Source organism: Pseudomonas hamedanensis, from assembly GCF_014268595.2.
In the GTDB taxonomy this organism is placed as follows: Bacteria; Pseudomonadota; Gammaproteobacteria; order Pseudomonadales; family Pseudomonadaceae; genus Aquipseudomonas; species Aquipseudomonas hamedanensis.
On record NZ_CP077091.1, the window covers coordinates 1,635,355 to 1,660,049 of the forward strand.

The window sequence follows — 24,695 nt, forward strand, 5'->3', positions numbered from 1 at the left end:
ACTGTGGCGAGGGGATTCATCCCCGTTGGGCTGCGAAGCAGACCCAGCAGTTCTACCTGAAAACTCTGTATTCGGGTTTTGCGACTGCTTCGCAGCCGAGCGGGGATAAATCCCCTCGCCACAAGGTTTATGTGCACCGGGTTTTGGCTTTGTGTTTTTGAATAAGAAGAATGGAGTTGTACCGATGAAAATGTTTGGCAGGACTCTGCTGATACTGTCCTTAACGGGCGCAATGGTCATGGGCGCCCAGGCCAACGACAAGGTGCTGCGTGTTTACAACTGGTCCGATTACATCGCGCCAGACACCGTGAAGAAGTTTGAAGACGAAACCGGCATCCGCGTGACCTACGACGTTTTCGACAGCAACGAAACCCTTGAGGCGCGCTTGCTGGCGGGCAAATCCGGTTACGACATTGTCGTGCCGTCGAACAGTTTTCTGGCCAAGCAGATCAAGGCCGGCGTTTACCAGCCGCTGGACAAATCAAAACTGCCGAACTGGAAGAATCTCAACCCGGTGCTGCTGAAAAACGCCGCCGCCAGCGATCCGGACAACGCCCATGCGTTCCCGTACATGTGGGGCTCGATCGGCATCGGTTTTAATCCGGCCAAGGTCAAGGAGGTGCTCGGCGCCAACGCCCCGACCAATTCCTGGGACTTGCTGTTCAAACCCGAGAACGCTGAAAAGCTCAAAGCCTGCGGTATCAGTTTCCTCGATTCGCCGACCGAAATGCTCCCGGCCGCGCTGCATTACCTGGGCTATCCGGTGAACGACAAGGACAAGGCCCACATCGCCGAAGCCGAAGCGCTGTTCATGAAGATCCGTCCCTACGTGGCGTATTTCCATTCCTCCAAGTACATCTCGGATCTGGCCAACGGCAACATCTGCGTGGCCGTCGGTTACTCCGGCGACGTGTTGCAGGCCAAGGCCCGCGCGGTGGAATCGGGCAACCACGTGGTGATCGACTACAGCATTCCCAAGGAAGGCGCCGGCAGCTTCTACGACATGGTCGCCATCCCGCGCGATGCGGCGAACGTCGACAATGCCTATCTGTTCATGGATTTCCTGATGCGGCCTGACATCATCGCCGAAGTCACCAACAGCATCGGCTACAGCAACGCCAATGCCGCCGCGACGCCGTTGGTCGATGAAGCGATCCGCAACGAGCCGGGCTCGTACCCGTCGCAAGCGGTGATGGCGACGCTGTATGCGGTGCCCGATCAGCCGATCGCTACGCAGCGGATCATGACCCGGGGTTGGACCCGGGTGAAGCTCGGTAAATAAGCAAGCTAGTCAACGCCGATCGACTGATCGTTCCCACGCTCCGCGTGGGAATGCCTCAATGGACGCTCTGCGTCCGCTTTGGGACGCGGAGCGTCCCGGGCTGCATTTCCACGCGGAGCGTGGGAACGATCAGTGTGAGAATTTTCCGTTCACGCAGCGCCTTACCACCGCTGCACTCTGCTCTGAACGGCCTCACCCGGCTCCCTCGGCTCGGGTGAATTTGCAGGCGCCTTCGTGCGCCTTTTTTTATGCGGTCAGATCAGCGACCAGTCCTGCAACACCCGATAGCGCCCCTTGTGTGATTCGAACAAAGCGAAGCGTTCAGCGCGCAGCAAGAATTCCGGCGGTGTGCTTGCTTCCGGTTCCGCTGCTCGGAATTCGCGCGCCAGGGTCAGGTGCGGGCGGAACTCACGGGTGGACTCTTCAAAGCCGAATGGCAACATCGCCTGCTCCAGGGCGTAGACCAGACGCAACAACGCCGGCGGTGCCTGCTCGGGTGCCAGCGATAAAACCCCCGCACGTTGCCAGACCTGTAAACGATCCAGCGCAACCCTCAACGCCTGCCCCGGCGTGCGCACGCTGCCAGCCGCTTCGCAGACGCCATGAATCTGCGCTAACGGCACCGCGCCGAGAAACAGCAGGGTCAGATGAAAATTGTCGGCCGGCACCGGTTTACCGCTTCGCAAACCCAACTGCGCACGCCATTGCGCAATCGCCTTGCGCTGAGCCGGCGGGCAGTCGAGGGCGAAAAACAGCCGCTTCGACGGTTCGTCCCTGCGCACCTCATCCATCATCGCCCTGCCTCCTTCTCATTGTGATACGTGCGATTCTACACAGCCTGTTCTGACGACTTGCGACAGGAAGCTATAGTTCAAGGATTGCCAATAACCGGAGGCTGCCATGCGCACAATCCTCAGCAAAGAACCCTGGTGGGCCCGGCCACCGCACCCCGGGCAGGACGAAAGCGAACTGGAATGGGGCTGGCTGGTGCACTACAGCGAGGGTGAACCCCGCTTTGAATTCGTGCGCGAGCGTCCAAGCGACGAGGACATTCGCCAGCGCAAAAGCTGCCGCATCACCCCCTCACCCGAGTGAATACAGCCCGTGGACACTCATCCTGTGGGAGTGGGCTTGCCCACGAATGCAGTGCGTCAGATGGCAAAAAGGTGACTGATTCACCGCCTTCGCGAGCAAGCCCGCTCCCACAGGGTCTTGTTGTGTGATTACTGTTTCGGCAATCCACAGATCCTGTGGGAGTGGGGCTTGCCCGCGAAAGCGGTGGTTCAGACACCGACTTCTTTCATTCTCCTTGCATGCCGGGTTCGATCGGTTGACTGATAGACTGCCCTGGGCGCCATTCGACACGGTTCACCCCCAGCCCCACCGGTGACTCATCAGCCGCACCGAGACTGCGCTCGATGTGCCCGGCCATGTGCAGCGTGCCGGCCATGACCCCGGTCGTCGGGTTTTGCACCAGCTTCAGCCAGGCCTTGTCGAAGGTATTACCCAAGCTGCTGCGAATCAGCGCTTCGCTGTCGGGGCGGTCGTTGGCCTGGATAATTGCGCGAATACCGGCCACCCCCACTGAGATCATCGCCCCGGCGAGCTTTCCCGCGGCAGCGGCTACTGCGCTGGCCGCGCCGCGCGGGGCCATTTCCGCTTCGATGCGCTGGCTGGCGCGCTTGGCGACCGGGGCCATCGCCGCATCGGTAGAGGAAATGCCCTTGGCGCCGCCGTCGGTGTGGATCTTGTCAATCAGCGCGGCATAGGCCGGCAGGGTGTTCAGCGGCTCGGTGCTGATCACCTTGAACAAGGAAGCGTCGCGCGCAGGCGGCGGCCCAAGGGCGATGGCGGGAATCTTCTGCAAGCGCCCGTTGAGTTGCGCCACCGGCACGCCATGGCGCTGGGCGATGAGCGGCATCTGCTGCGCCATCAGTTGCGCATAGAACGCCGTGGCCTGGGCAAGAATCGCATCCGGATCGATCTCTACAGCGACGGGGGCCAGCACTCTTTCCTGATATTGCTCAAGCAGATACGCCGCCAGCCGTTTCGCCGAAGCGTCCTGCTCGCCGCCGGCGCTGATCGTGTACCAACTGACCTTCATCGACAGCCATTCCTGGGTCCAGTAGCTGCTGAACCACGGGATGAAATTTTCTTCAGTTTGCTGATAGACCCGCGTGCGCCAATGTTCCATCGAACCACGGGCGAACAGCTTGACCTGCTCGGTGGCCTGCTGCGAGGCGCTGAGGATGTCGCGGTCGATTTGCTGCCAGGTTTGCGGTGACACCACCACAGTTTGCGGCGCACTCACCGGCGCCCGGGCCGAAGAGGCGCAGCCGGCCAGCAGAAACAGTGCGACGACGACCAGCGCGCGGGGGTTCACGGTGGCGGTGTCCTTTGGATGAGGGAGATGCAGGTTTGAGTATAGGTGGGTCAGTAAAAGGTGATGGTCGATGCAGCGGCCTCTTCGCGAGCAGGCTCGCTCCCACAGGGATCTTCGCTAACCATCACTGTTGTCGATATCCACCATCGCCACGATTGCCTTCCGCCCATCGTTCATGAAAGGCACGATTAGCTCATCCGACACACAACGAGGCGTTCACATGAAGATGCATACCCCAATCACCCTCTGCGTGAGTTTCCCGGTGTTCGGCAGCAACTACTACGAACAGCATGTGGTGAACCGCAAGGTGCCGACCCTGGTGTTCAACGAAGATTTCGAAGATCTGCTGATGCCCGCCGCGAGCAATCATTTCAGCAATGAAGTGGTCGGCCTCAACGATCAGTTCCGCTTTCTGAGCGACATCCTCGCCACCCATTTGCTGGACATCGAGGCCGCCGTGCCTGCGCGATCCAGCGTCCGGGCGAGCGCTCGTTTTTAACCGTTGAGGGCGTTCCCCTTTCGGATGAACGCCCTCTTTTTCATTCAATCAGTCATCGTCGCGATCACGGTAATAACGACGCCCGTCGCGGCGATCGTCATCGCGGTCATCCCAGCGCCGGTCATGATCGTAATAGCGGCCATGATCACGGTCGTAATGCCGGCCATGCCGGTGGTCATCATCAAAGTCTGCAATACAGCCGCCGAGCAGTACGGCGGCGCAAACGGTCAGCAGCATCGTTGTCGCGCGCTTCATTCAACACTTCCCTAAAACCAAGGTCTTGACGACGGAAATCGCCGCGCTGCCCGTGTCTTCGAAACACGCTGCGCGCAGCCGCAGATACGACCGGGCAATCGGTCGATGATTCAGTGGCCACTATCGACCGTTTGTCGCCCCGCCTGCGCTGACCGAACAGCGGCGAAATGCCTCCTATACTGCTTGCAACCAACCCCCACGCAACGGATCTGCGCCCTCAATAACAACAAGCAGAGGTGGACCATGGTCTGGCAGCAAATTTATGACCCGTTCGGCAACCCGGTGCTCTCCACATTGATGGCCGCCGTGCCGGTGGTGGTGATGCTCGCGGCACTGGCGTTTTTTCACGTCAAGGCGCATCTGGCAGCGTTGCTGGCGCTGGCTTCAGCGTTGCTCATTTCGATCTTTGCCTTCGACATGCCGGCGGGCATGGCCGGTTCGGCGGCGTTGTTCGGCGCGGCGAATGGCTTGCTGCCGATCGGCTGGATCGTCCTTAACATCATCTTTTTGCATCGCCTGACCACCGAGAACGGTTCGTTCAAAGTGCTGCAGGACTCTCTGGCGCGCATCACCGATGACCGCCGCTTGCAGCTGTTGCTGATCGCCTTCTGCTTCGGCGCGTTCTTCGAAGGCGCGGCGGGCTTCGGCACCCCGGTGGCGGTGACCGGGGCGATTCTGATCGGCCTGGGTTTTTCGCCGCTGGCGGCATCAGGCCTGGCGCTGATCGCCAACACCGCGCCGGTCGCGTTTGGTGCGCTGGGCACGCCGATCATCACCTTGGCCAAAGTCACCGGGCTGGACGAAATGGAGCTGTCGATGATGGTCGGGCGGCAGTTGCCATTCTTCTCGGTGCTGGTGCCGTTCTGGTTGATCTGGGCCTTTGCCGGGTGGCGCAAGATGCTTGAGGTGTGGCCGGCGATTCTGGTGGCCGGCGTCAGTTTCGCCATCCCGCAATTCGTCGTGTCGAACTACCACGGGCCGATGCTGGTGGATGTGATCGCCGCGCTGATTTCCATGGCCTGCCTGACGCTGTTCTTGAAAGTCTGGAAACCGGCGACCATTCACACCTCGGCGGCGTTGTCCGGCCGCGTCGACAATTCAAAGGTTGATGAAGAAAACATCACCGCCAGCGCCGCATTCAGCGATCAGGCGCGCCCCGCGGTGATGCGCGCGTGGATGCCGTGGATCATCCTCACCGTGTTCGTGTTTGCCTGGGGCACCCAGGGTTTCAAAAACATGTTCGATACGCGCCCGGTGATTGATCCGGTCACGCAGTCGGCCAAGCTTGATGCGCACGGCAAACCCATGCGCGAGGCCAATCCGCTCTTCGCCCCCGCAGTGACCTTTACCAGCCTGCACCTGCAAATCGAAAAAGTCCCGCCAGTGGTCGCGGCTCCGAAAGCCGAGGAAGCGGTGTACAAATTCACTTGGCTGACCGCGACCGGCAGCGGGATTTTGCTGGCGGCGATCGTTGGCGGCTTGCTGATGGGCTATTCGATCCCGCAGTTGATCAGGCAGTACCTGCGCACGTTGTGGGTGGTGCGGTTTTCGCTGATTACCATTGCGGCGATGCTTGCGCTGGGCTTCCTCACGCGGTATTCGGGGCTGGACGCGACGATGGGGCTGGCGTTCGCCGCGACGGGGATTTTCTACCCGATGTTCGGCACCCTGCTCGGCTGGCTCGGGGTGGCACTGACCGGTTCCGATACCGCGTCGAACGTGCTGTTCGGCGGCTTGCAACGGGTGACCTCGGAACAGCTCGGGATCAGCCCGGTGCTGATGGCGGCAGCGAACAGTTCCGGCGGGGTGATGGGCAAAATGGTCGACGCGCAATCCATCGTCGTCGCCTCCACCGCGACCCGCTGGTACGGGCATGAGGGCGAGATTCTGCGTTACGTGTTCTTCCACTCCATCGTGCTGGCGATCCTGGTTGGCGGGCTGGTGACATTGCAGGCGTATGTGCCGCCGTTTACTTCGATGGTGGTAGGGCATTAACTGGAGAAACACATCTCCACTGTAGGAGCGAGCCTGCTCGCGATAGCGGTGTGTCAGTCAAATCAATATCAACTGACAGACGGCTATCGCGAGCAGGCTCACGCCTACAGGGGGTTTGTGTTGTTTTGAAGATTGATGAATCCAGCACATAACCCTTTAGCGCAAATCCGACAAAACCTTTTCCCCTCTCCGGCGGTCACTCCCTAATGAGACTGGCATGCATGCCGGCGCGCCCCTTTGGGCCTTTTTGCAATCCTGCCGCCCGATGAGACAAGGAATCGAATCATGCCGATTTCCCGACGCAACTTCATGATCCTCGGCGCCGTAACCGCGACGGCGTTCGCAATGCCTCCTTTCATCAGCCTCAAGGCCTACGCGGCCAGTCTGGAGCAACCGGCCATGAGCAAAGTCACCCTGCACGTCAACGGTAAACCGCAAACGCTGGATGTCGACAACCGCACCACCCTGCTCGACGCCCTGCGCGAACACCTGCACCTGACCGGCACCAAGAAAGGCTGCGACCACGGCCAGTGCGGCGCCTGCACGGTGATCGCCGACGGGCGGCGGATCAATGCCTGCCTGACCCTGGCGGTCATGCACGAGGGCAGCGAGGTCACCACCATTGAAGGCCTCGGCATGCCGGACAAACTGCATCCGATGCAAGCCGCATTCATCAAGCACGACGGTTATCAATGCGGCTATTGCACGCCGGGGCAGATCTGCTCGGCGGTCGCCGTGCTCAAGGAAATCCGCGACGGCATTCCCAGCCACGTCAGCCCGAGCCTGACCGAGCCGCCGAAGCTGATCGCCGCCGAATTGCAGGAGCGCATGAGCGGCAACATCTGCCGCTGCGGCGCTTACTCGAACATCATCGAAGCCATCACTGAAGTCGCGGAGGTGCCGGCATGAGAGCCTTCAATTACAGCCGCGCCGACTCGCCTGCCGCAGCCGCCGCACAAGCTGCGCAAGTCCAGGGCGCCAAGTTCATCGCTGGCGGCACCAACCTGCTCGACCTGATGAAACTCGACATCGAAACCCCGGTGCACCTGATCGACATCAACCACCTCGGTCTGGATCAGATCGAAGCCACGCCCGAGGGCGGACTGCGCATCGGCGCATTGGTGCGCAACACCGACCTGGCCGCCGATACCCGCGTGCGCAAGGATTACGCGCTGCTTTCCCGCGCCCTCCTCGCCGGCGCGTCCGGGCAACTGCGCAACATGGCGACAACCGCCGGCAACCTGTTGCAGCGCACCCGCTGCCCGTACTTTTACGACACGCACCAAGCCTGCAACAAACGCAATCCCGGCAGCGGCTGCGCAGCCATCGGCGGGGTCACACGGCAATTGGCGATCATCGGCGTCAGCGACGCGTGCATTGCCACCCACCCAAGCGACATGGCTATCGCCATGCGTGCCCTCGATGCGCAGATTGAAACGGTGAAACCCGACGGCAGCACGCGCAGTATCCCGATGGCTGACTTTCATCAGTTGCCGGGCAACACACCGAATATCGAAACCAGCCTCACGCCCGGCGAATTCATCACTGCCGTAACGCTGCCGCCTCCGGTCGGTGGCACGCACATTTATCACAAGGTGCGCGATCGCTCGTCCTACGCCTTTGCGCTGGTCTCGGTGGGTTTGATCCTGCAAAAGGACGGCACAGGCCGCGTGGCGGTCGGCGGCATCGCGCCGAAACCGTGGCGGGTCGAAGCGGCAGACGCCCTGCTGCCAAAAGGCGCAAAAGCGGTCAGCGAACGCCTGCTCGAAGGCGCGACACCCACCGCTGACAACCAATTCAAACTGACACTGGTCGAGCGCACGCTGGCCTCGGTGTTGGCGCAAGCGAGGGAAACGGCATGAAATTCGACACGCCCGCCACCACCAACCCCATCGACCGCCTGAAGGTCGTCGGCCAACCCACCGAGCGCATCGAAGGTCCGCTGAAAACCAGTGGCCAAGCCACTTATGCCTACGAGCAACATGAGGCAGCAGCCAACCAGGCTTACGGCTTCATGGTCGATTCGGCCATCGCCAAAGGCCGGATCAAAGCGATTCATCTGGACGAGGCCAAAGCCGCGCCGGGCGTGCTGGCGATCGTCACCGCCGAGAACGCCGGCAAGCTCGCCAAGGGCGATTACAACGCTGCGCACCTACTCGCCGGGCCTGAAGTCCAGCACTATCAGCAGGCCGTCGCACTGGTCGTCGCCGAGACCTTCGAACAAGCCCGCGCCGCCGCGCAATGGGTCAAGGTTGATTACGAAACCACGGAAGGCAAGTTCGATCTGGCCAGCGTCAAAGATCTGGGCGTCGAGCCGAAAGACGAGTTGCCTGACGTCAATCACGGTGATTTTGACAAGGCGTTTGCCGCGGCGCCGGTGCAGTTCGATCAGACCTACACCACCCCTGACCAGTCCCACGCGATGATGGAACCGCACGCGACACTGGCCGCATGGGAAGGCGATCAGCTGACCGTGTGGACGTCGAACCAGATGGTCGCCTGGAGTGTCGGTGACATCGCGAAAACCCTCGGCCTGCCGAAGGAAAATGTCCGTTTGGTCTCGCCGTACATCGGCGGTGGTTTTGGCGGCAAGTTGTTCATCCGCGCCGACGTGATCCTGGCCGCCCTCGGGGCGCGCATGGCCGGCAGACCGGTGAAAGTCGCCCTGGCCCGCCCGCAGATGGCGAATAACACCACCCACCGCCCGGCGACGATTCAGCGCATCCGCATGGGTGCAACCGCTGACGGCAAGCTCACGGCCATTGCCCACGAAGGCTGGTCGGGCAACCTGGCTGACGGCAAGGTCGAACTCGCCGCGCAGCCGAGCCAACTGCTCTACGCCGCGCAAAACCGCCGCGTCAGCATGCGCCTGGCGCCGCTCGACTTGCCCGAGGGCAACGCCATGCGCGCGCCCGGCGAAGCGCCGGGGCTGATGGTGCTGGAAATCGCCATGGACGAAATGGCCGAACAGCTGAACATGGACCCGGTGCAATTTCGCATTCTCAACGACACCCAGGTCGATCCGGTGAAAACCGAGCGGCCATTCTCCCAACGCCAACTGATCAAATGCCTGCAGACCGGTGCCGAGAAGTTCGGCTGGAATCAGCGCAAGGCGAAGCCGGGCACGCACCGAGAAGGCCGTTGGCTGATCGGCATGGGCGTCGCCGCGGCGTTTCGCAACAACCTGCTGGTCAAGTCCGGCGCCCGCGTACGGCTGGAGCGCGATGGCAAAGTCGTCGTGGAAACCGACATGACCGACATCGGCACCGGTAGCTACACGATCATCGCGCAGACGGCGGCCGAAATGATGGGCGTTGGCCTCGATGATGTGGTGGTGCGTCTGGGTGATTCAAACTTTCCGGTGTCAGCCGGCTCCGGCGGCCAGTTCGGCGGTAACTGCTCGACCGCAGGCGTCTACGCTGCCTGCGTAAAACTGCGCGAAGCGGTGGCGGCCAGACTGGGGCTGGCGGCGGATCAGGCCGAATTCGTCGACGGGCAAGTGCGCGTCGGCAGCCAAAGCCTGCCGCTGCGCAACGCGGCGGCAAACGGCGCACTGGTCGGCGAGGACAGCATCGAGTTCGGTGATCTGGCCGAGAAATACCAGCAATCGACCTTCGGCGCGCACTTTGTCGAAGTCGCCGTCGATGCCGCCACCGGCGAAGTGCGCGTGCGGCGCATGCTTGCGGTGTGCGCTGCCGGGCGGATTCTCAACCCGACGTCGGCACGCAGTCAGGTGATCGGCGCGATGACCATGGGCGTCGGCGCGGCATTGATGGAAGAACTGGCGGTGGACAAACGCCTGGGCTTTTTCGTCAACCATGATCTGGCTGGATATGAAGTGCCGGTGCATGCCGACATTCCGCATCAGGAAGTGATTTTCCTGGATGAAACCGACCCGATTTCTTCGCCGATGAAGGCCAAGGGTGTCGGTGAGTTGGGGATTTGCGGCGTGAGTGCGGCGGTGGCGAATGCGATCTATAACGCCACCGGGGCGCGGGTCAGGGAATATCCGATTACGCTGGACAAGCTTCTTGATTCGTTGCCGGAGATGATCTGAAAACGTCCCTGTGGGCGCTGCGGCACGCTGCGATTTTTTGATCTTCAAAGCAAGATCAAAAGATCGCAGCCTCGTTGCACTCGACAGCTCCTACAGGTGGCGCCACTTCACGGTAATTGCGTTGTTGCTCGAAGCGTTACGCTGGGGCAGCAACGTTTGTGCGGGGTCAGCCCACCAGTGCAATCAACTGATGCCGCTGCGCATCGGTCAACATCGGCCCGAACCCCGCCCCGGCGTTATCGGCCATGTAACGCGGATTGCCGGTCCCCGGTATCACACAGGTCACCGCTGGATGTGCCAGCAGAAATTTCAGCGCCAGTTGCGGCCAACTGTTGACCTGCACATCCGAGACCCACGCCGGCAGGGCTTTGCCCTTGAGCCGGGCGAGCAAATCGCCGCCACCAAACGGCCGGTTGCAAATCACCGCCACTCCACGTTCGCGACACAGCGGCAGAATGCGTTTCTCGACACCTCGGTCGTCGAGGGCGTAATTGATTTGCAGAAAATCGAGCTTTTCGGCTTTCAGGACGGCTTCAACTTCGTCGTAGGCCGAGGAGGTGTAATGCGTGATGCCGATATAGCGAATCCGCCCCTGCTCTTTCCATTCGCGCAGCGTCGGCAAATGGGTTTTCCAGTCGAGCAGGTTATGGATCTGCATCAAGTCGATGCGTTCGGTTTGCAGCAGGTTGAACGACTGCTCCATCTGCGCGATGCCCTCCTCGCGTCCACGGGTCCACACTTTGGTTGCCAGAAAGGCCGGCGAGCGCGGTTCGTGAATCGACAGCAACTCGCCGGTGGTCTGCTCGGCGCGGCCGTACATGGGCGAGCTGTCGACCACCGTGCCGCCCTTGCGAAACAGCTCGCTGAGTACCGCCGGTAACTGTTTGTAAGCCGGATCACCCGGGGCGACGTCGAAACCGCGATAAGTGCCCAACCCGACCATGGGCAGCGACTCGGAGCTGGAAGGGATGGTACGGGTCTGCATAGTCTGCTCTCCTGCCTTGTCCGGCGAAGTGAGGGTCGGCGGCAAGACAGCGGCCAGCGCTCGATCAACCGTAAAAACCGCCGTCGCCTCGGCAGCCAGCCTCAGCAAGCGACGACGGGAGTAACCCTCAGTGTGGCGCATGCGGGTCCTCCTGCTGCGCGGATCTGTTGCATGTTGTGTGCGACGGCTGTCTGGCGCAGTCGCTGAACTACACTGCGACAGCAAACCCCTCACCCCGTTAAAAGTAGCCGAATGTCCCGAACGCTGATGTCACTCGTCGTTTTCATCGTTGCCGTGTACCTGGTGCTGTGTGCGGCGCTGTTCGTGTTTCAGCGTTCGCTGATCTATTTTCCACAGCCTGCCGCAGTAACCTCAGAAGATTCACGGCTGAAGCTGTCGATGCCGGACGCGGAGGTTTGGGTGACCACTCGCGAGCGCAGCGGATCGCGGGCACTGATCTATTTCGGCGGCAATGCCGAAGACGTTTCGCGCAATCTTGAGGAATTTGCCGAGGCGTTTCCCGATTACGCGCTGTATTTTTTGCACTACCGGGGCTTTGGCGGCAGCACCGGCTCACCTTCCGAAGCGGCGATTGCCGAAGATGCGCTGGCATTGTTCGATCAGGTGTATGCGAGCCACCCGCAAATTACCGTGGTCGGACGAAGTCTGGGCTCGGGCGTGGCGGTGCGTCTGGTCAGCCAGCGGCCGGTGCAGAAGCTGATATTGGTGACGCCGTTCAACAGCTTCAAGGAAATCGCCGGGCAGCAATACCCATGGGTGCCGGTGAAGTGGTTACTCAAGGATCGTTTCGAATCGGGCAAGTACGCGGCGCATATCCGCGTGCCGACGTTGTTGTTGGCGGCCAGTGATGACGAAGTGATTGGACGCAGCAGCACGCAGCGGTTGTTCGAAAGCTTCCCTCAAGGCGTGGCGACGCTGAAGGTGGTACCGGATTCGGGGCATAACTCGATTTCCGGGCGGGGGGAATATTGGCGGTGGATGGGGGATGTGTTGAATCGCTGAGGTCGGGCCTGAGTGAGGTGTTGTTTCCACTGGCCCTATCGCGAGCAGGCTCACTCCTACATTTGGCGTGCCTTGCACCTGTGGGAGCGAGCCTGCTCGCGAAGGCGTCGGTCCAGACGACACCATTCTGCGAGTTTAAAAATGCCCCCGCCGCCCCTGAACCAAGTCCGCAAACCCCAGTCCTATTCGCGCCGCCCTGCGCGGCTCTCCCACTTTAGCGCTGTCCCCCCTTGAGCTGCCCGTCCCATGCGCCACGCCGTTCGTTCGTCTCGCCTGCTTTCGCTGTGCCTGCTGATTCTGTCGCCACTGTTTGTGCCAACCGCCCATGCCGGAGCGGAGCGACAATTGGTGGCCGCCATCAACGACTATCGTGCGCATCCGCAGCGCTGCGAGCGCCGGCCGGGACACCGCCTGGCGCCGCTGACGTTGCAGGCGAATCTGGCCTTGCCAATCGGCTATCGCTATGGCGGCGGCATGCGGGAAGCGTTGAAGTCGTCCGGGTATTCGGCCGTCGCGGTGCGCAGCATTCGCATTGTCGGTGCCGAGGACGCCGACGAGGCTTTCGACCTGTTGCAGAGTGATTACTGCGCCGCCTTGCTGGACGCCAGCTATGCCGATATCGGCGTCAGCCGCTCGCGCAATCAGTGGCAAGTGGTGCTCGCGCAACCGGTGCTCGACCGTCGCGTCGGCGATAACCGCAGCGTTGGCAAAGCCTTGCTCGCCGAGGTCAACGCCGCCCGCGCCCGTCCGCGGATGTGCGGACGCCAGCGTTTCGCCGCGGCCCGGCCACTGAGCTGGAATGCCGCACTGGGCGCAGCGGCACAGGGACACAGCAAAGCCATGGCGTATGGCAACTACTTTGCCCACCGCGACCCTGACGGCGATATGCCCGCCGATCGCGCCCGGGCTGCCGGTTATCGTGGTCGGCAAGTGGGCGAGAACATTGCCGCCGGACAAAGCTCGCCCGGCAAGGCGATGGCGGGCTGGCTGGCCAGCCCGGGCCATTGCGCCAACCTGATGAGCCCGATCTTCACGCAGGTGGGCGCTGGGTTCACCAGTGAATCGCGCAGTGATAAAGGCGTCTACTGGACGATGCTGTTCGGCGCGCCGTAAGTCACGGCTGGCTGCGGGCGTTTTCATCGCCGGGGGTGGCCGGGCGCGGCATGACGTGCTGATGTCCGGTCGGATCCTTGATCTGCACAACGTTGCCCTTCTGCCAGGCGTCAGCCCCAGGCGCAACAGGCGCCGGTTTGATCCCGGCGCGAGCCTGTTTCTTCTCGGCGCTGTCGACGCCCAGACGCTGATCGCGCTGGCGGACCATTTGCGCATCCGCTTGACCGTCAGCAGTGAAGCCCATCATCAATTGCGGCACGCCCAAAGGCAGTTGCTTGTCCTGATCGGTGTGCCAGGTGTGCCAGGTCTTGCCGTAGGTATTGGCGAGTTTTTCCATCAGACGGGTTTCCGCCACTTGTGGAATGCCTGGCGCGATCAGCTGACCTGAGGTGACTTCATGCGCGTGACTGTGCCACAGCGCCTTTTCCTTGGCAGGCAACTGCGTGAACAGACGCTGGCTGATGATGTACTCCACGCCCATCAACTTGGCTTCGGTGGTGTTGCCATCGTAGATCACGCACTGAAACACTTCTTCGTTGAGCGCCGAACAGTAGTGATGCGCTTCCATCTGGGCGTCAGGATGGCCGTTGTAGAAATGGAAGCCATCCAGGTACATGTTCAACGCACGGATCGGCGGCTTGTCCTGCAGCCATTGCGCGCCCACCTCAAGCATCTCCGTGTCGGATGCCTTGGCTTGACCGGGCGTCTGCACCGGCGAATCGGTGTTGCTCATCGCGCAACCGGTCAGGGCCGCAACCATCAAGCCCACGGGAACCCAACGTCCCTGCAAGGTCGTGCTACGCATGTTTCGCTCCTCGATCATTCAGTGGCGGGCTGATTTGCCCTGTTCTGCAACTGAAAGCAGGAGAACGACAGAGTTCGAAAAAATGCGCCGGGATCAGACCGGAGAAATCGTTGCGAGGACACCAATCAGAATGGTCAGGGTCAGAAAACCGCCGAGAAAAAACGCCATCTTGTACATACAGCTCTCCTCAATGCCAAACCTGCGGTGCACCGGACGCTTCGGGATGAAGATTTGTCGCGAGTGACCGCACTGCCGGGCATTTTGAGCGTGTGGCTGTGTTAGATACAGAGGCAGATGAGACTGAAAAATACGGATCAGATGCGCATCTGATCCGCTTCCGACATAGGCAGGTATTCAATTTTATATTCAAGGATCCCATTTCAGCCGGACTGATCTAGAGTCATTGCCGTCGAACAACAATAAAAAACAGGAGTGACCATGCCCGATCTCGCCTTACAGCCCAATGTCAGCGCATCCCTCGAGCGCTGGCACGAGATGATTCGCAGCGGCAATCTCACCGCCCTTCCCGAACTGCTTGATCCGCAAGCCGTGTTTCGCTCGCCCATGGCCCACACGCCCTACCCTGGCGCGCCGGTGGTGGCCATGATCCTTAACACCGTGTTCGAGGTCTTTGAGGATTTCACCTATCACCGCGAGCTGGCCACCGCCGATGGCTTGAACGTGATTCTTGAATTCAGCGCCAGGGTCGGTACGAAAGAACTCAAAGGCATCGACATGATTCGCTTCGACGACAGCGGCAAGATTATCGAGTTTGAAGTGATGGTGCGGCCGCTGAGCGGGTTGCAGGCGTTGGGCGAGGAAATGGGCCGGCGGTTGGGTGCCTACCTGGCGAACGCGAAAATCTGAATTCATCCCTACGCGACCAAATCCAGGCCACAAAAAAACCCACTGACCGTCGCCGGCTCAGTGGGTTTTGTGTGTCAGGGTTCTAGTTACAGAGCCATGTCACGTGCAGCGCTTTCCTTCGGTGCCACAGCCTTCTGAGCCGCAGCGCCGGCTGCCGGAGCAGCGGCCTGACCGATCACCGGAGGCGTCGGCAGTTCGAGGATCTTGGCGGTGTAGGCCCACTCTGCGGCCACTTTGGCCGGATCGCTGTTCAGCTGGGTGCCGTAGCTAGGCACGATCTGGTGCAGCTTGGTCTGCCACTCAGGGGTCGCGACTTTGTCTTTGAAGACTTTCTGCAGCACGCTCAGCATGATCGGTGCAGCGGTCGACGCGCCTGGCGATGCGCCCAGCAGGCCGGCGATGGAACCGTCTTGCGAGGTAACGATCTCGGTGCCCAGTTTCAGCACGCCGCCCGCGGCTTCATCACGCTTGATGATTTGCACGCGCTGGCCGGCTTGCCACAGGCGCCAGTCTTCAGCCTTGGCGTTCGGGAAGTACTCCTTCAGCGCGTTCAGACGGTCTTCATCCGACAGCATCAGTTGACCGGCAAGGTACTCGACCAGCGGGTATTCCTTGATGCCGACCTTGGTCATTGGCCAGATGTTGTGGGTGGTGGTGCTGGTCAGCAGGTCCAGGTACGAGCCTTCCTTGAGGAACTTGGTGCTGAAGGTCGCGAACGGGCCAAACAGGATGACGCGCTTGCCGTCCAGGACACGGGTGTCCAGGTGCGGAACGGACATCGGTGGCGCGCCAACCGAGGCTTTACCGTAGGCCTTGGCCAGATGCTGTTCGGCAATGGTCGGGTTCTCGGTCACCAGGAACGAGCCACCCACCGGGAAGCCTGCGTATTCCTTGGCTTCAGGAATGCCCGACTTTTGCAGCAGGTGCAGGGCACCGCCGCCAGCGCCGATGAACACGAACTTGGCGTCGGTTTCGGTTTTGCTGCCGTCTTTGAGGTTTTTGTAGCTGACGCGCCAGGTGCCGTCGGCGTTCTTGGTGATGTCCTCGACTTCGCTCGACAGTTTCAAGTCGAAGTTAGGCTTGGTCTGCAGGTGCGCGGCGAACTGGCGGGTGATTTCGCCGAAGTTCATGTCCGTTCCCAGCGGGCTCCAGGTGGCCGCGATTTTCTGGTTCGGGTCACGCCCTTCCATCATCAACGGGACCCACTTCTTGATCACAGCCGGGTCTTCGGAGTATTGCATGCCAGCGAACAGCGGGCTCGCTTGCAGGGCTTCGTAGCGCTTTTTCAGGAACTTGATGTTGTCATCGCCCCACACGAAGCTCATGTGCGGAGTTGTGTTGATGAACGAGCGCGGGTTCTTCAGAACGCCTTGCTGAACCTGCCAGGCCCAGAACTGACGGGACACCTGGAACGCTTCGTTGATCTCGACAGCTTTCGGGATCGTCACGTTGCCTTTGTCGTCTTCCGGGGTGTAGTTCAGCTCGGCGAGCGCCGAGTGACCGGTACCGGCGTTGTTCCAGCCATTGGAGCTTTCCAGGGCGACGCCATCGAGGCGCTCGACCATTTCCATCGACCAGCTCGGCTCCAGCTCATTGATCCACACACCCAGGGTGGTGCTCATGATGCCGCCGCCGATCAGCAGGACGTCAACTTTCTTTGCTTCTTCAGCATTGGCGGACGACATCCCCATCGCCAAAGCCAGCCCCAGCAAGGCTGTGTTCACTTTTTTAAACATCTGTTGCACCTATGGATAAAACGCCTTCCGCCCGCCGCTGTTATCTGTATGCGCTCCGCTTGGCTGACGCTCAGGCTCGCGTCGCGGATGACGGCACACTTCAATATTGACGGGTGGGCACACAAGGCCGACATGCCGCATCGACCCCAGTTAATGTCCCTTCTGAACTGACTTCTTATCGTTATTGGCTTCAGCTGCTTGAGCGACAGGGATCCCGTCGGCCCGCCCCAAAAGGCAGGCCAACCGAATTAGGTCAAACCAAGTTGGCGCGAAGAATATCACGTCAGGGCAAACTCGCGCGTCGCTTCCTGACCTGAAAGTCTTTTTGCACTCAGGCACTTATCGGCCGACAAGCGCCGAACATGACCCGCCGACGCTGCACAATCCCGAAAGAACCTGCTACGTTGTACGATGACTGACGAATTCAGCAGTCAACAACCCATAACAACAAGGAAAATCTTCAATGAACAAGACCCGCCTCCTGATCGGTTTTCTCTGCGCCTTTAGCGGCTACGCCCTCGCCGCCCCTGCCCCGGCCGAGAAAGATGTCGCCCAAGCGGTTGATCACCTGACCCAGGCGATGCTGCACAAGGACATCGCCGAGCTCAACGCACTCACCGCGCCCAACCTGACTTATGGCCACTCCAGCGGCAAAATTCAGGACAAAAAGGAATTCATCGCCGACATCGAAACCGGCCGAAGTGCATTCAAGACCCTTGAAATGCAAAAACAGACCATCACTCTGTCTGGCGATACCGCGCTGGTGCGTAACCATTTTTCCGCGCAGGCATTGAAGGGTACCGAGGTGGTTCCGACTGAGATCGAAAATTTTCAGATCTGGCAGAAGCAGGATGGCAAGTGGTTGTTGATCGGGCGGCAGGCGTTCAAGTTCTGATCGAAGGTCAATTGGCCTGATTCAATGTTGCCTGGGCGGGCCTCTTCGCGGGCAAGCCCGCTCCCACAGGAGAACGCATTCCAATGTGGGAGCGAGCCTGCTCGCGAAGGCGGCCGGCCAGGCACTACAAAACCGCCTGACTCTATTGAATTTCAAAGACGAAACCGATCCACCGACTGCGCCAACTGCCCCGCCAGATTCGACAACTCATCTGTCGTCGTAGCTGTCTGCCCGATCACCCGACTATTGCCCTCGGACATCCCGGCAATCATTTCCACCTGATGAGCAATCTCATTGCTGGCGTGACTCTGCTCGCCAATGGTGCGGGTGATGTCGTTGACCAGTTGCGTAGTGTTCAGTGTGGCTTGGAGAATTTCGCGGATCGCCCGCTCCACGTCGGCCGTCACCGCCATGCCCTTGTCGACTTGCGCCACGCCGGCCTCCATGCTGGTGACCGCTTCGCGCGTGCTGTTTTGAATGCGCGCGACCATCGCGGCAATCTCTTGGGTCGACGCGCTCGTGCGAGCGGCGAGACTGCGGACTTCATCGGCCACCACGGCAAAACCGCGGCCCTGTTCACCCGCCCGGGCTGCCTCGATTGCGGCATTGAGCGCCAGCAGGTTGGTCTGGTCGGCGATGCTCTTGATCACTTGAATGATGTTGAAGATCGCCTCGGATTCCTGGTCCAGCGTGCGAATCACCTGCGCCGACTGTTGCGCCGAACGCGCGATGTCGTCCATATCGCTGACCACTTGATGAATCACCCCGCCGCCCTCCTTGGCCAGGGTTTCGGCCTGATTGGCCATGTGCAGGGCACGTTCGGCGTGGCGGGTGATTTCTTCGATGCTGGCGGTCATCTGGCTGGCGGCGGCCGCCATCGTACCGGCGGCGACACTTTGTTGCTGACTGCTGTCGGCGACCTGATGGCAGCCCTGACTGAGTTGCTCGCTCATGCCGCTGACGCCGTGGGCGTTGCGCCGCACCACATCGATCATGTTGCGCAAATCCCGTTGCATCGTCGCCAGCGTGCGGATCAGAACACTGGCTTCGTCTTTACCGGCGGGTTCGATGATCGGTTCGCTGAGATTGCCATGGGCGATGCTTTCAGCGATGCGGCTGGCGGACTTGAGCGGGCCCATGATACTCAGGATGACCCAGCGCCCCTGCCCCAGCAGCAACACAAGGCCAGCAATCAGCACCACGCCCAACGCGAGGTTGGCGTGGCGGATGGCAGCTTCGGTGCCTTCGCTGGTGTGCAGGGTGTTGCTTTCGATCAGTTCGCTGAGCGCGCCCATTTGCTCTTCGAGCTGGGTAAACGCGCTATTGAAGGTGCCAAGCTGTTGCTGGGCGGCGTCCGGATTGTCCAGCGCCACCGCGACGATCTGTTCGCCGGTCTTGATGTAGGTGTCGAGGCTCGGCTTGATTTGCTCCAGCGCCGTGCGCAAGGTCGGGTTGATCGGCAGTTTCAGGTTGTCTTCGAGCACTTGGTGAAAATGCCCGGCGTGCTCGGCAATCGACTCACGCACTTCAGCGGCGGTACTGGTGCTTTTGCCCAGGCCGACCAGCAGCGCCGAATAAACATCGGCGCGCAGGGCGTCGTGCATCATGTCCGCTTCCATGTGGTTGCGCAGCGCACTCATGCTGGCGGCATTGTCGCTGACGGCGGCAGCCATCCGCTGGTTACCGACATAACTGACCAGACTCACGATCAGCGCCGTCAACAGACTGGTCGCAATCAGCAACACCAAACGCAGTTTGATCGACACCGTGGAATCTCCCCTGGACACGCGGAATTGCGCTTGTCGGGTTTCAGTTAAGCCTATTTCGCTATACCTGCCGACACAGAGCGTATCGGCTGATGTCAGCACCGACTTGAATCCGGCAAAACTTTTGCTTTGAGCGACCAGTCACATTTTGCAGCGCCGATGGATACGCCTTCATCGCCGGTTAACTCAGGCAAGGTATCGAGTCCGTCGTCAAGAACACTCATGCAGCTAAAGGAAACGCTAATGAAACGCGCATTGTGGTTAGGTCTGCTCGGCACCTTCGCCATCGGTTCGGCACAGGCAGCAACGGAAAAAGTCGCGATCAACCTGGTCAGTGCCGACGGTGCGCCGCAGGCGATCGGCTCGATCACGGTCAGCGAGACCCCGTATGGTCTGCTGTTCACGCCCGATCTGAAATCGCTGCCGGCCGGCATTCACGGCTTTCACGTCCATGAAAACGGCAGTTGCGAAGCCGGCGTGAAGGACGGCGTCAGAGGTGCAGCATTGGCGGCTGGCGGACATTTTGATCCGAAGAAAACCGGCAAGCACCTCGGCCCCTACGCCGACGGCCATCTGGGGGACTTGCCAGCGGTGTACGTGACGGCGGACGGCGTGGCCAACTATCCGGTGCTCGCCCCGCGCCTGAAAAAAATCGCCGAGATCAAAGGCCACGCGCTGATGATTCACGCCGGTGGCGACAACCACTCCGATACGCCCAAACCACTGGGCGGTGGCGGCGATCGCATGGCTTGTGGGGTGATCTGAGCCTTCAGCGCGGCGCTCGGCGCCAACCTGCCAATACCAGCAAAGACAGCCCGGCGCCGAACAGCGCCAGGGCCATGTCTTTCTGCGAATCCCACGGATCGTTCTGCGCGCCGACGAACGCCTGGCCGGTGTCATCCCCCAGATAGGCGCCGCCCACCCACTCGATCAATTCGTACAACGCCGAGGTTGCGAGGACCACGTTCAAGGTCAGCAGCGTCAGCCAGGCGCCGCGCAATGGCGTCAGGCGCAGCAGCACTTCGCGTATCGGCCAGACCAACAGCAATCCGTAACTCAGGTGCACCAGCCGATCATAGTGATTGCGTTCCAGGCCTAGGGTCTTGTTGACACTGACGCCGGTCAGCAGCGTGCTCCACTGATCGTAAGGCACTCGCGAATAGGTGTAATGGGCGCCTACTTCATGGATGCACAGGAAGGCGAAGATCATCCCCAGCGACAGTGTCGACAGGCGAAAACGTCGATGCGCCAGCAGCAGGGTCAACACCAGCGCCACCGCGAGGACATTCTCCAGCAACCAGTCGACGCGGCTGCGCGGGGCAATGCCGAGCACGATGGTAAGCAGGACAAATGCGCCGAACAATGCGGCTTCGATTCGCGGATCTGCGGGGCGTACAACGTTGTGGCTGACTCTGACGAGCATGATTCGTTTCTCGGCAATGCAGGCATGCGGTAGACCCTTCGCCGCTTCGCCCGGTTCCTCACCGTTGCGTTTTCGTCGCGTACGGAACTCCCGCGCGCGGTTCACCTCTGACGTTATGCAGTCCCTTCCTTTTTGCTTCGCGCTTGTGGAGGAACACGTCATGCGCAAGTTAGTCCTGGTTTCTTCTTTACTTCTCTGCCTGCCGGTCGGTTCGGCGCTGGCCCGCGTCGATGCGGGTGATGTTGCCACCTCGGCGGGTGTCTCCGCGTCGCTGTACTCGACCTTCAAGGACGACAAAATGGTGATTCCGGCCCGTGACGACGTGTCTGCCTTTGTCGCCAGCGGCGGGGCCATCCGTGGGGTTTATCTTGAGTCGGTGCTGCAACAGGTGCGCCAGGCCAACCCTGGCCTCAATGCCAGTGACGAAGATCTGGCCAACGCCATTCTGGTGCAATACGAAGGCTTGCATCAGTAGCCACGAGGGAAGCTGCGGCCGATGGACGGCCGCTGAGTGCACATAGGCAAAACTGTCCGACGGCCTCTATGATGGAGGCCATGACGACGAACGTGCCCCTGCGCTCTCCCTGCCCACCCGGCGCCTGCATCTGCGGGCGCGATCCGTTGCTGGAAACGCCCGGTGCGGATCTGCGCATTCTGCGCCTGACTCGCGCCGAGGAAAAAATCCTCCTGGCGCGCCTGGAACAACTCAAAGACCTCGACGATCTCAAACGCCTGCAGCAGCGCATGTTTGAGCAATTGGGCATCCGCGTCGACGTTGCTCCCGGCTTCAACGAAGTGCGCACCATGCGCGGTATCGCCATTCAAATCGACCACTTGCCCGGCCTGTGCCGCAAGACCCGCGCGGCGATCCCGGCGGCGATTCGCAAGGGCCTGGAAAACCACCCGCAAATCGCCTTCGAACTGCTCAACGCCCACGACTTGCTACGCGATACCTGATCATTTTTTCAGGCCGACGCGTTTACGCATTTCTGCGGTAATGGTCTGTCGGGTTTTCTTCAGGTCCGCCCAAGGCTCCTCGCCGACCTCGGCCAGGCGCTCATGGACGTTGTGGATGTTCCAGTGATTGCCGCCCTTGATCTCGGCGACTTCCTCGCGAAACACCGGCACGGACACCGGCATGCCTTCGCGCGCGCGCGCCGCGTAGGCACAAATAGTGGTGGCGCCCAGACCGTTGCGCAGGTAATCGATGAAGATCCGCCCTACGCGGTTTTTCGGCCCGGACACCGCAGAAAAACGGTCCGGCAACAGCTTGGCCATGTGGCTGACAATGGCGTGGCTGAAGTCCTTCACTTCGTCCCAGCCGTGCTTGCGGGTCAGCGGCACCACCAGGTGGATGCCCTTGCCGCCGCTGGTTTTCAGAAAGGCCTTGAGGCCCAATTCGTCCAGCACGGTGAGAGTCAGCGCGGTGGCTTCGACCATGCTTTTCCACGGCAACGCCGGGTCCGGGTCAAGGTCGAGGACAAAGCGATCAGGCTTGTCCAGGTCGACGGTCGTGCCGTTCCAGGTGTGCAATTCGACCGTACTCATCTGCACCGCACCAATCAGCGCCTCGGCATTGTTGATCAGCATTACGGGCTGGCCGGTGAGGTCCTTGTCCAGCGAAGTGATGCCGGGGATCGCCAGGCGTTCGGCGTTCTTCTGGAAGAACAGTTCGCCAGCGATGCCATCCGGCGCACGCACCAGCGCCACGGGGCGATCCTTGAGTTGCGGCAGGATATATTCGGCAACGCTGGCGTAATACTGCGCCAGTTGCATTTTGGTGGTGCCGCTGACCGCGTCGATTACCCGATCCGGGTGGGTGATGCGCACCTTGCCGCCGGCCAGCCCCGATTGCGACGGCGCGGTTTCGGCTTTGCTGGCAGCGGCTTTCTTTGCCGGTTTCTTCGCGGCGGTTTTGGTTGTTCCGCCCTTTGCGGATTTTTCAGATTTGGCAGCTTTCACAGGCTTCGCTCGCTCCTCTGTAATGTCCTTGGCCGGCTTGTCGTCGCGCAATCCATGGAATACGGCGTGGCGCACCGAGCCGTCCTTGGTCATTTCCGCGAACGCCACTTCGGCCAGTAACCTGGGTTTCAGCCAGTGCACGCCTTTGGCCTCGAAACCGCTGGGCGGGTTGACCACCGCGGCGCTTTTGGCGTGCAACGGTTTGAGCTGGGCGAGGATGCTTTTCAACGTGGTTTCGTTGAAGCCGGTGCCGACCTTGCCGGCGTAGCGCAACTCGCCACTGTCACGGTCATGCAAGCCAAGCAGCAGGGCCCCGAACGCACTGCGCGCACCTTTCGGATCGGTGTAGCCGACGATGACGAACTCCTGGCGATGTTTGCACTTGAGCTTGATCCAGTCACCGCTGCGCCGCGACACGTAGGGCGAGCCGAGGCGTTTGCCGATCAGACCTTCCATCTGCATCTGGCAAGCGCTATTGAGCAGCGCATCAGGAGTTTCTTCGAAGGCTTCGGAAAAGCGCAGCAGCGAGGATTCTGGCTGAGCGCCGAGGATGGTGCTCAGCGCGGCGCGACGCTCTTCGACCGGCACGTCGCGCAGGTCAACGCCGTTGAGATACGGCACGTCGAACAGGTAATAAACGATGTTGCCACTGCGTCCGGCATCGAAGGCGTTTTGCAGGGCCTGAAAATCCGGCACGCCCTGCTCGTTGGCGACGACCATTTCGCCGTCGAGCCAGGCCGACTCCAGACCCAACGCGGCCAGGGCCTTGGCCTGTTGCGGCAGTTTGTGCGTCCAGTCATGGCCGTTGCGGGTGAACAGCTGAACCTCATCGTGGTCGATCCGCGCCATGATCCGGTAGCCGTCAAATTTGATCTCGTAGCTCCACTGCCCTTCGGGCGCGCTGTCGACCAGGGTCGCCAGTTCCGGCTTGATCAGCGCCGGCAGCTTGGCCTTGCGCGCACCGGTGAGCTGGCCGGACGCTTGCTTGCGCGGCTTGGCCGGGGCCTTCTTCACCGGTTTGGCCTTATCGGCGGCGGGCGCAGATTTACCGACAATCGTGCGCTCGCTGAGCACGCTGTCGGGCTCGGCGACCAATACGTCGAAGTCATCCTGCGGGCGCGCGGCGTTGTCCTGATGCTTGATCAGGAACCACTGCTCTTTCTTGCCCGGCATGTGCGTGCGCACCAGATTCCACACCCCGGCCAGTTTCTCGCCCTGCAATTCGAACTTGAGCCGGCCCTTGGCGTAGGCCTTGTGCGGATCCTCGAGAGGAATCCATACACCGCGATCCCAGACAATCACGTCACCGGCGCCATAGTGCCCCTCGGGAATGCTGCCCTCGAACGTGGCGTAATCCAGTGGATGATCCTCGACGTGAATCGCCAGGCGCTTGACCTTGGGGTCCAGTGAAGGCCCTTTCGGCACCGCCCAGCTCTTGAGGGCGCCATCAAGCTCCAGACGAAAGTCGTAATGCAGGTGCGAAGCGTCGTGCTTCTGGATGCAGAACTGCAAGGCATGGTCTTTGGCGGCCCTGCGACCGGGGCGCTTGACCGCCGCCGGTTCCGAAGTCGCCGAAAAATCGCGCATACGGTTGTAATCGTCGAGGTTGCTGTTCATGGGCGCACCGATTGCAGACGGGTTCTGTTATG

23 protein-coding genes and 1 pseudogene are annotated in these 24,695 nt (G+C 60.9%); 14 read left to right on the top strand and 10 right to left on the bottom strand.

Annotated features, from left to right (window positions below; translation table 11 throughout):
• Positions 1 to 184: 184 nt before the first annotated feature.
• Positions 185 to 1,282, top strand: coding sequence for a polyamine ABC transporter substrate-binding protein (locus tag HU739_RS06980; RefSeq protein WP_186551615.1), 1,098 nt, complete (start codon positions 185 to 187; stop codon positions 1,280 to 1,282).
• 254 nt (positions 1,283 to 1,536) lie between these two features.
• Here the strand turns inward: HU739_RS06980 and thpR are convergent, their stop codons facing one another.
• Positions 1,537 to 2,076, bottom strand: a complete 540-nt coding sequence (gene thpR / locus HU739_RS06985) for an RNA 2',3'-cyclic phosphodiesterase (RefSeq protein WP_186551616.1) — start codon at positions 2,074 to 2,076, stop codon at positions 1,537 to 1,539.
• A gap of 106 nt (positions 2,077 to 2,182) precedes the next feature.
• On the opposite strand from thpR, the gene HU739_RS06990 reads away from it, so the two are divergent.
• On the top strand, positions 2,183 to 2,377 hold the full coding sequence (locus HU739_RS06990; protein ID WP_186551617.1) for a hypothetical protein: 195 nt from the start codon (positions 2,183 to 2,185) through the stop codon (positions 2,375 to 2,377).
• Between the two features lie 205 nt (positions 2,378 to 2,582).
• Here HU739_RS06990 and HU739_RS06995 read toward each other — a convergent pair whose 3' ends face one another.
• On the bottom strand, positions 2,583 to 3,665 hold the full coding sequence (locus HU739_RS06995; RefSeq protein ID WP_186551618.1) for a hypothetical protein: 1,083 nt from the start codon (positions 3,663 to 3,665) through the stop codon (positions 2,583 to 2,585).
• 226 nt (positions 3,666 to 3,891) lie between these two features.
• Here HU739_RS06995 and HU739_RS07000 point away from each other — a divergent pair, with 226 nt between their 5' ends.
• Entirely contained in the window at positions 3,892 to 4,164 is a 273-nt protein-coding gene (locus HU739_RS07000; protein ID WP_186551660.1) for a hypothetical protein, read from the top strand.
• Positions 4,165 to 4,212: 48 nt separating this feature from the next.
• On the opposite strand, the gene HU739_RS07005 is transcribed toward HU739_RS07000, so the two are convergent.
• Positions 4,213 to 4,419, bottom strand: a complete 207-nt coding sequence (locus HU739_RS07005; protein ID WP_186551619.1) for a hypothetical protein — start codon at positions 4,417 to 4,419, stop codon at positions 4,213 to 4,215.
• A gap of 243 nt (positions 4,420 to 4,662) precedes the next feature.
• On the opposite strand from HU739_RS07005, the gene HU739_RS07010 reads away from it, so the two are divergent.
• The 4 genes from HU739_RS07010 to paoC all read left to right on the top strand — a co-directional run bounded on the left by HU739_RS07010 (position 4,663) and on the right by paoC (position 10,471).
• On the top strand, positions 4,663 to 6,414 hold the full coding sequence (locus HU739_RS07010; RefSeq protein ID WP_186551620.1) for an L-lactate permease: 1,752 nt from the start codon (positions 4,663 to 4,665) through the stop codon (positions 6,412 to 6,414).
• A gap of 285 nt (positions 6,415 to 6,699) precedes the next feature.
• A complete protein-coding gene (paoA, locus tag HU739_RS07015; RefSeq protein WP_186551621.1) occupies positions 6,700 to 7,323 on the top strand; it encodes an aldehyde dehydrogenase iron-sulfur subunit PaoA in 624 nt (207 codons plus the stop codon).
• Positions 7,320 to 8,276, top strand: coding sequence for an FAD binding domain-containing protein (locus HU739_RS07020; RefSeq protein WP_186551622.1), 957 nt, complete (start codon positions 7,320 to 7,322; stop codon positions 8,274 to 8,276). The genes paoA and HU739_RS07020 overlap by 4 nt, the downstream gene beginning before the upstream one ends.
• Positions 8,273 to 10,471: an aldehyde oxidoreductase molybdenum-binding subunit PaoC gene (paoC, locus tag HU739_RS07025; protein ID WP_186551623.1), complete on the top strand. Its 2,199-nt coding sequence runs from the start codon at positions 8,273 to 8,275 to the stop codon at positions 10,469 to 10,471. The genes HU739_RS07020 and paoC overlap by 4 nt, the downstream gene beginning before the upstream one ends.
• 166 nt (positions 10,472 to 10,637) lie before the next feature.
• Here the strand turns inward: paoC and HU739_RS07030 are convergent, their stop codons facing one another.
• Positions 10,638 to 11,597 (bottom strand): aldo/keto reductase, encoded by a 960-nt coding sequence (locus HU739_RS07030; RefSeq protein WP_186551624.1) that lies wholly within the window; start codon positions 11,595 to 11,597, stop codon positions 10,638 to 10,640.
• Between the two features lie 111 nt (positions 11,598 to 11,708).
• On the opposite strand from HU739_RS07030, the gene HU739_RS07035 reads away from it, so the two are divergent.
• Together HU739_RS07035 and HU739_RS07040 are read left to right on the top strand one after the other, a co-directional pair.
• Entirely contained in the window at positions 11,709 to 12,479 is a 771-nt protein-coding gene (locus HU739_RS07035) for an alpha/beta hydrolase (protein ID WP_186551625.1), read from the top strand.
• A 246-nt stretch (positions 12,480 to 12,725) separates the two neighbouring features.
• Complete coding sequence (locus tag HU739_RS07040; RefSeq protein WP_186551626.1) at positions 12,726 to 13,592, top strand: CAP domain-containing protein; 867 nt, start codon at positions 12,726 to 12,728, stop codon at positions 13,590 to 13,592.
• A 1-nt stretch (position 13,593) separates the two neighbouring features.
• Here HU739_RS07040 and HU739_RS07045 read toward each other — a convergent pair whose 3' ends face one another.
• Positions 13,594 to 14,397, bottom strand: coding sequence for an OBAP family protein (locus HU739_RS07045; RefSeq protein WP_186551627.1), 804 nt, complete (start codon positions 14,395 to 14,397; stop codon positions 13,594 to 13,596).
• Between the two features lie 438 nt (positions 14,398 to 14,835).
• Here HU739_RS07045 and HU739_RS07050 point away from each other — a divergent pair, with 438 nt between their 5' ends.
• A complete protein-coding gene (locus tag HU739_RS07050; RefSeq protein ID WP_186551628.1) occupies positions 14,836 to 15,264 on the top strand; it encodes a nuclear transport factor 2 family protein in 429 nt (142 codons plus the stop codon).
• An 86-nt stretch (positions 15,265 to 15,350) separates the two neighbouring features.
• Here HU739_RS07050 and mqo read toward each other — a convergent pair whose 3' ends face one another.
• Positions 15,351 to 17,000 carry a malate dehydrogenase (quinone) gene (gene mqo, locus HU739_RS07055; protein ID WP_186551629.1) on the bottom strand — a complete coding sequence of 550 codons (1,650 nt, stop codon included), beginning with the start codon at positions 16,998 to 17,000 and terminating at the stop codon, positions 15,351 to 15,353.
• A 463-nt stretch (positions 17,001 to 17,463) separates the two neighbouring features.
• Here mqo and HU739_RS07060 point away from each other — a divergent pair, with 463 nt between their 5' ends.
• Positions 17,464 to 17,895: a nuclear transport factor 2 family protein gene (locus tag HU739_RS07060; protein ID WP_186551630.1), complete on the top strand. Its 432-nt coding sequence runs from the start codon at positions 17,464 to 17,466 to the stop codon at positions 17,893 to 17,895.
• Between the two features lie 152 nt (positions 17,896 to 18,047).
• Here HU739_RS07060 and HU739_RS26985 read toward each other — a convergent pair whose 3' ends face one another.
• A complete protein-coding gene (locus HU739_RS26985; protein WP_407681957.1) occupies positions 18,048 to 18,911 on the bottom strand; it encodes a methyl-accepting chemotaxis protein in 864 nt (287 codons plus the stop codon).
• Positions 18,906 to 19,763 (bottom strand): annotated as a pseudogene (locus tag HU739_RS26990) (MCP four helix bundle domain-containing protein); the annotation flags it as partial. The pseudogene HU739_RS26990 and the gene HU739_RS26985, both read right to left, overlap by 6 nt.
• A gap of 141 nt (positions 19,764 to 19,904) precedes the next feature.
• Here HU739_RS26990 and sodC point away from each other — a divergent pair.
• A complete protein-coding gene (gene sodC, locus HU739_RS07070; protein WP_186551632.1) occupies positions 19,905 to 20,426 on the top strand; it encodes a superoxide dismutase family protein in 522 nt (173 codons plus the stop codon).
• 4 nt (positions 20,427 to 20,430) lie between these two features.
• Here sodC and HU739_RS07075 read toward each other — a convergent pair whose 3' ends face one another.
• Positions 20,431 to 21,084, bottom strand: a complete 654-nt coding sequence (locus tag HU739_RS07075) for a DUF2238 domain-containing protein (protein WP_186551633.1) — start codon at positions 21,082 to 21,084, stop codon at positions 20,431 to 20,433.
• Positions 21,085 to 21,244: 160 nt separating this feature from the next.
• Here HU739_RS07075 and HU739_RS07080 point away from each other — a divergent pair, with 160 nt between their 5' ends.
• Entirely contained in the window at positions 21,245 to 21,559 is a 315-nt protein-coding gene (locus tag HU739_RS07080; RefSeq protein ID WP_186551634.1) for a DUF2388 domain-containing protein, read from the top strand.
• 80 nt (positions 21,560 to 21,639) lie between these two features.
• Positions 21,640 to 22,041, top strand: a complete 402-nt coding sequence (locus HU739_RS07085; protein WP_186551635.1) for a hypothetical protein — start codon at positions 21,640 to 21,642, stop codon at positions 22,039 to 22,041.
• Here HU739_RS07085 and ligD read toward each other — a convergent pair whose 3' ends face one another.
• Entirely contained in the window at positions 22,042 to 24,663 is a 2,622-nt protein-coding gene (gene ligD, locus HU739_RS07090) for a DNA ligase D (RefSeq protein ID WP_186551636.1), read from the bottom strand.
• Positions 24,664 to 24,695 lie beyond the last annotated feature (32 nt).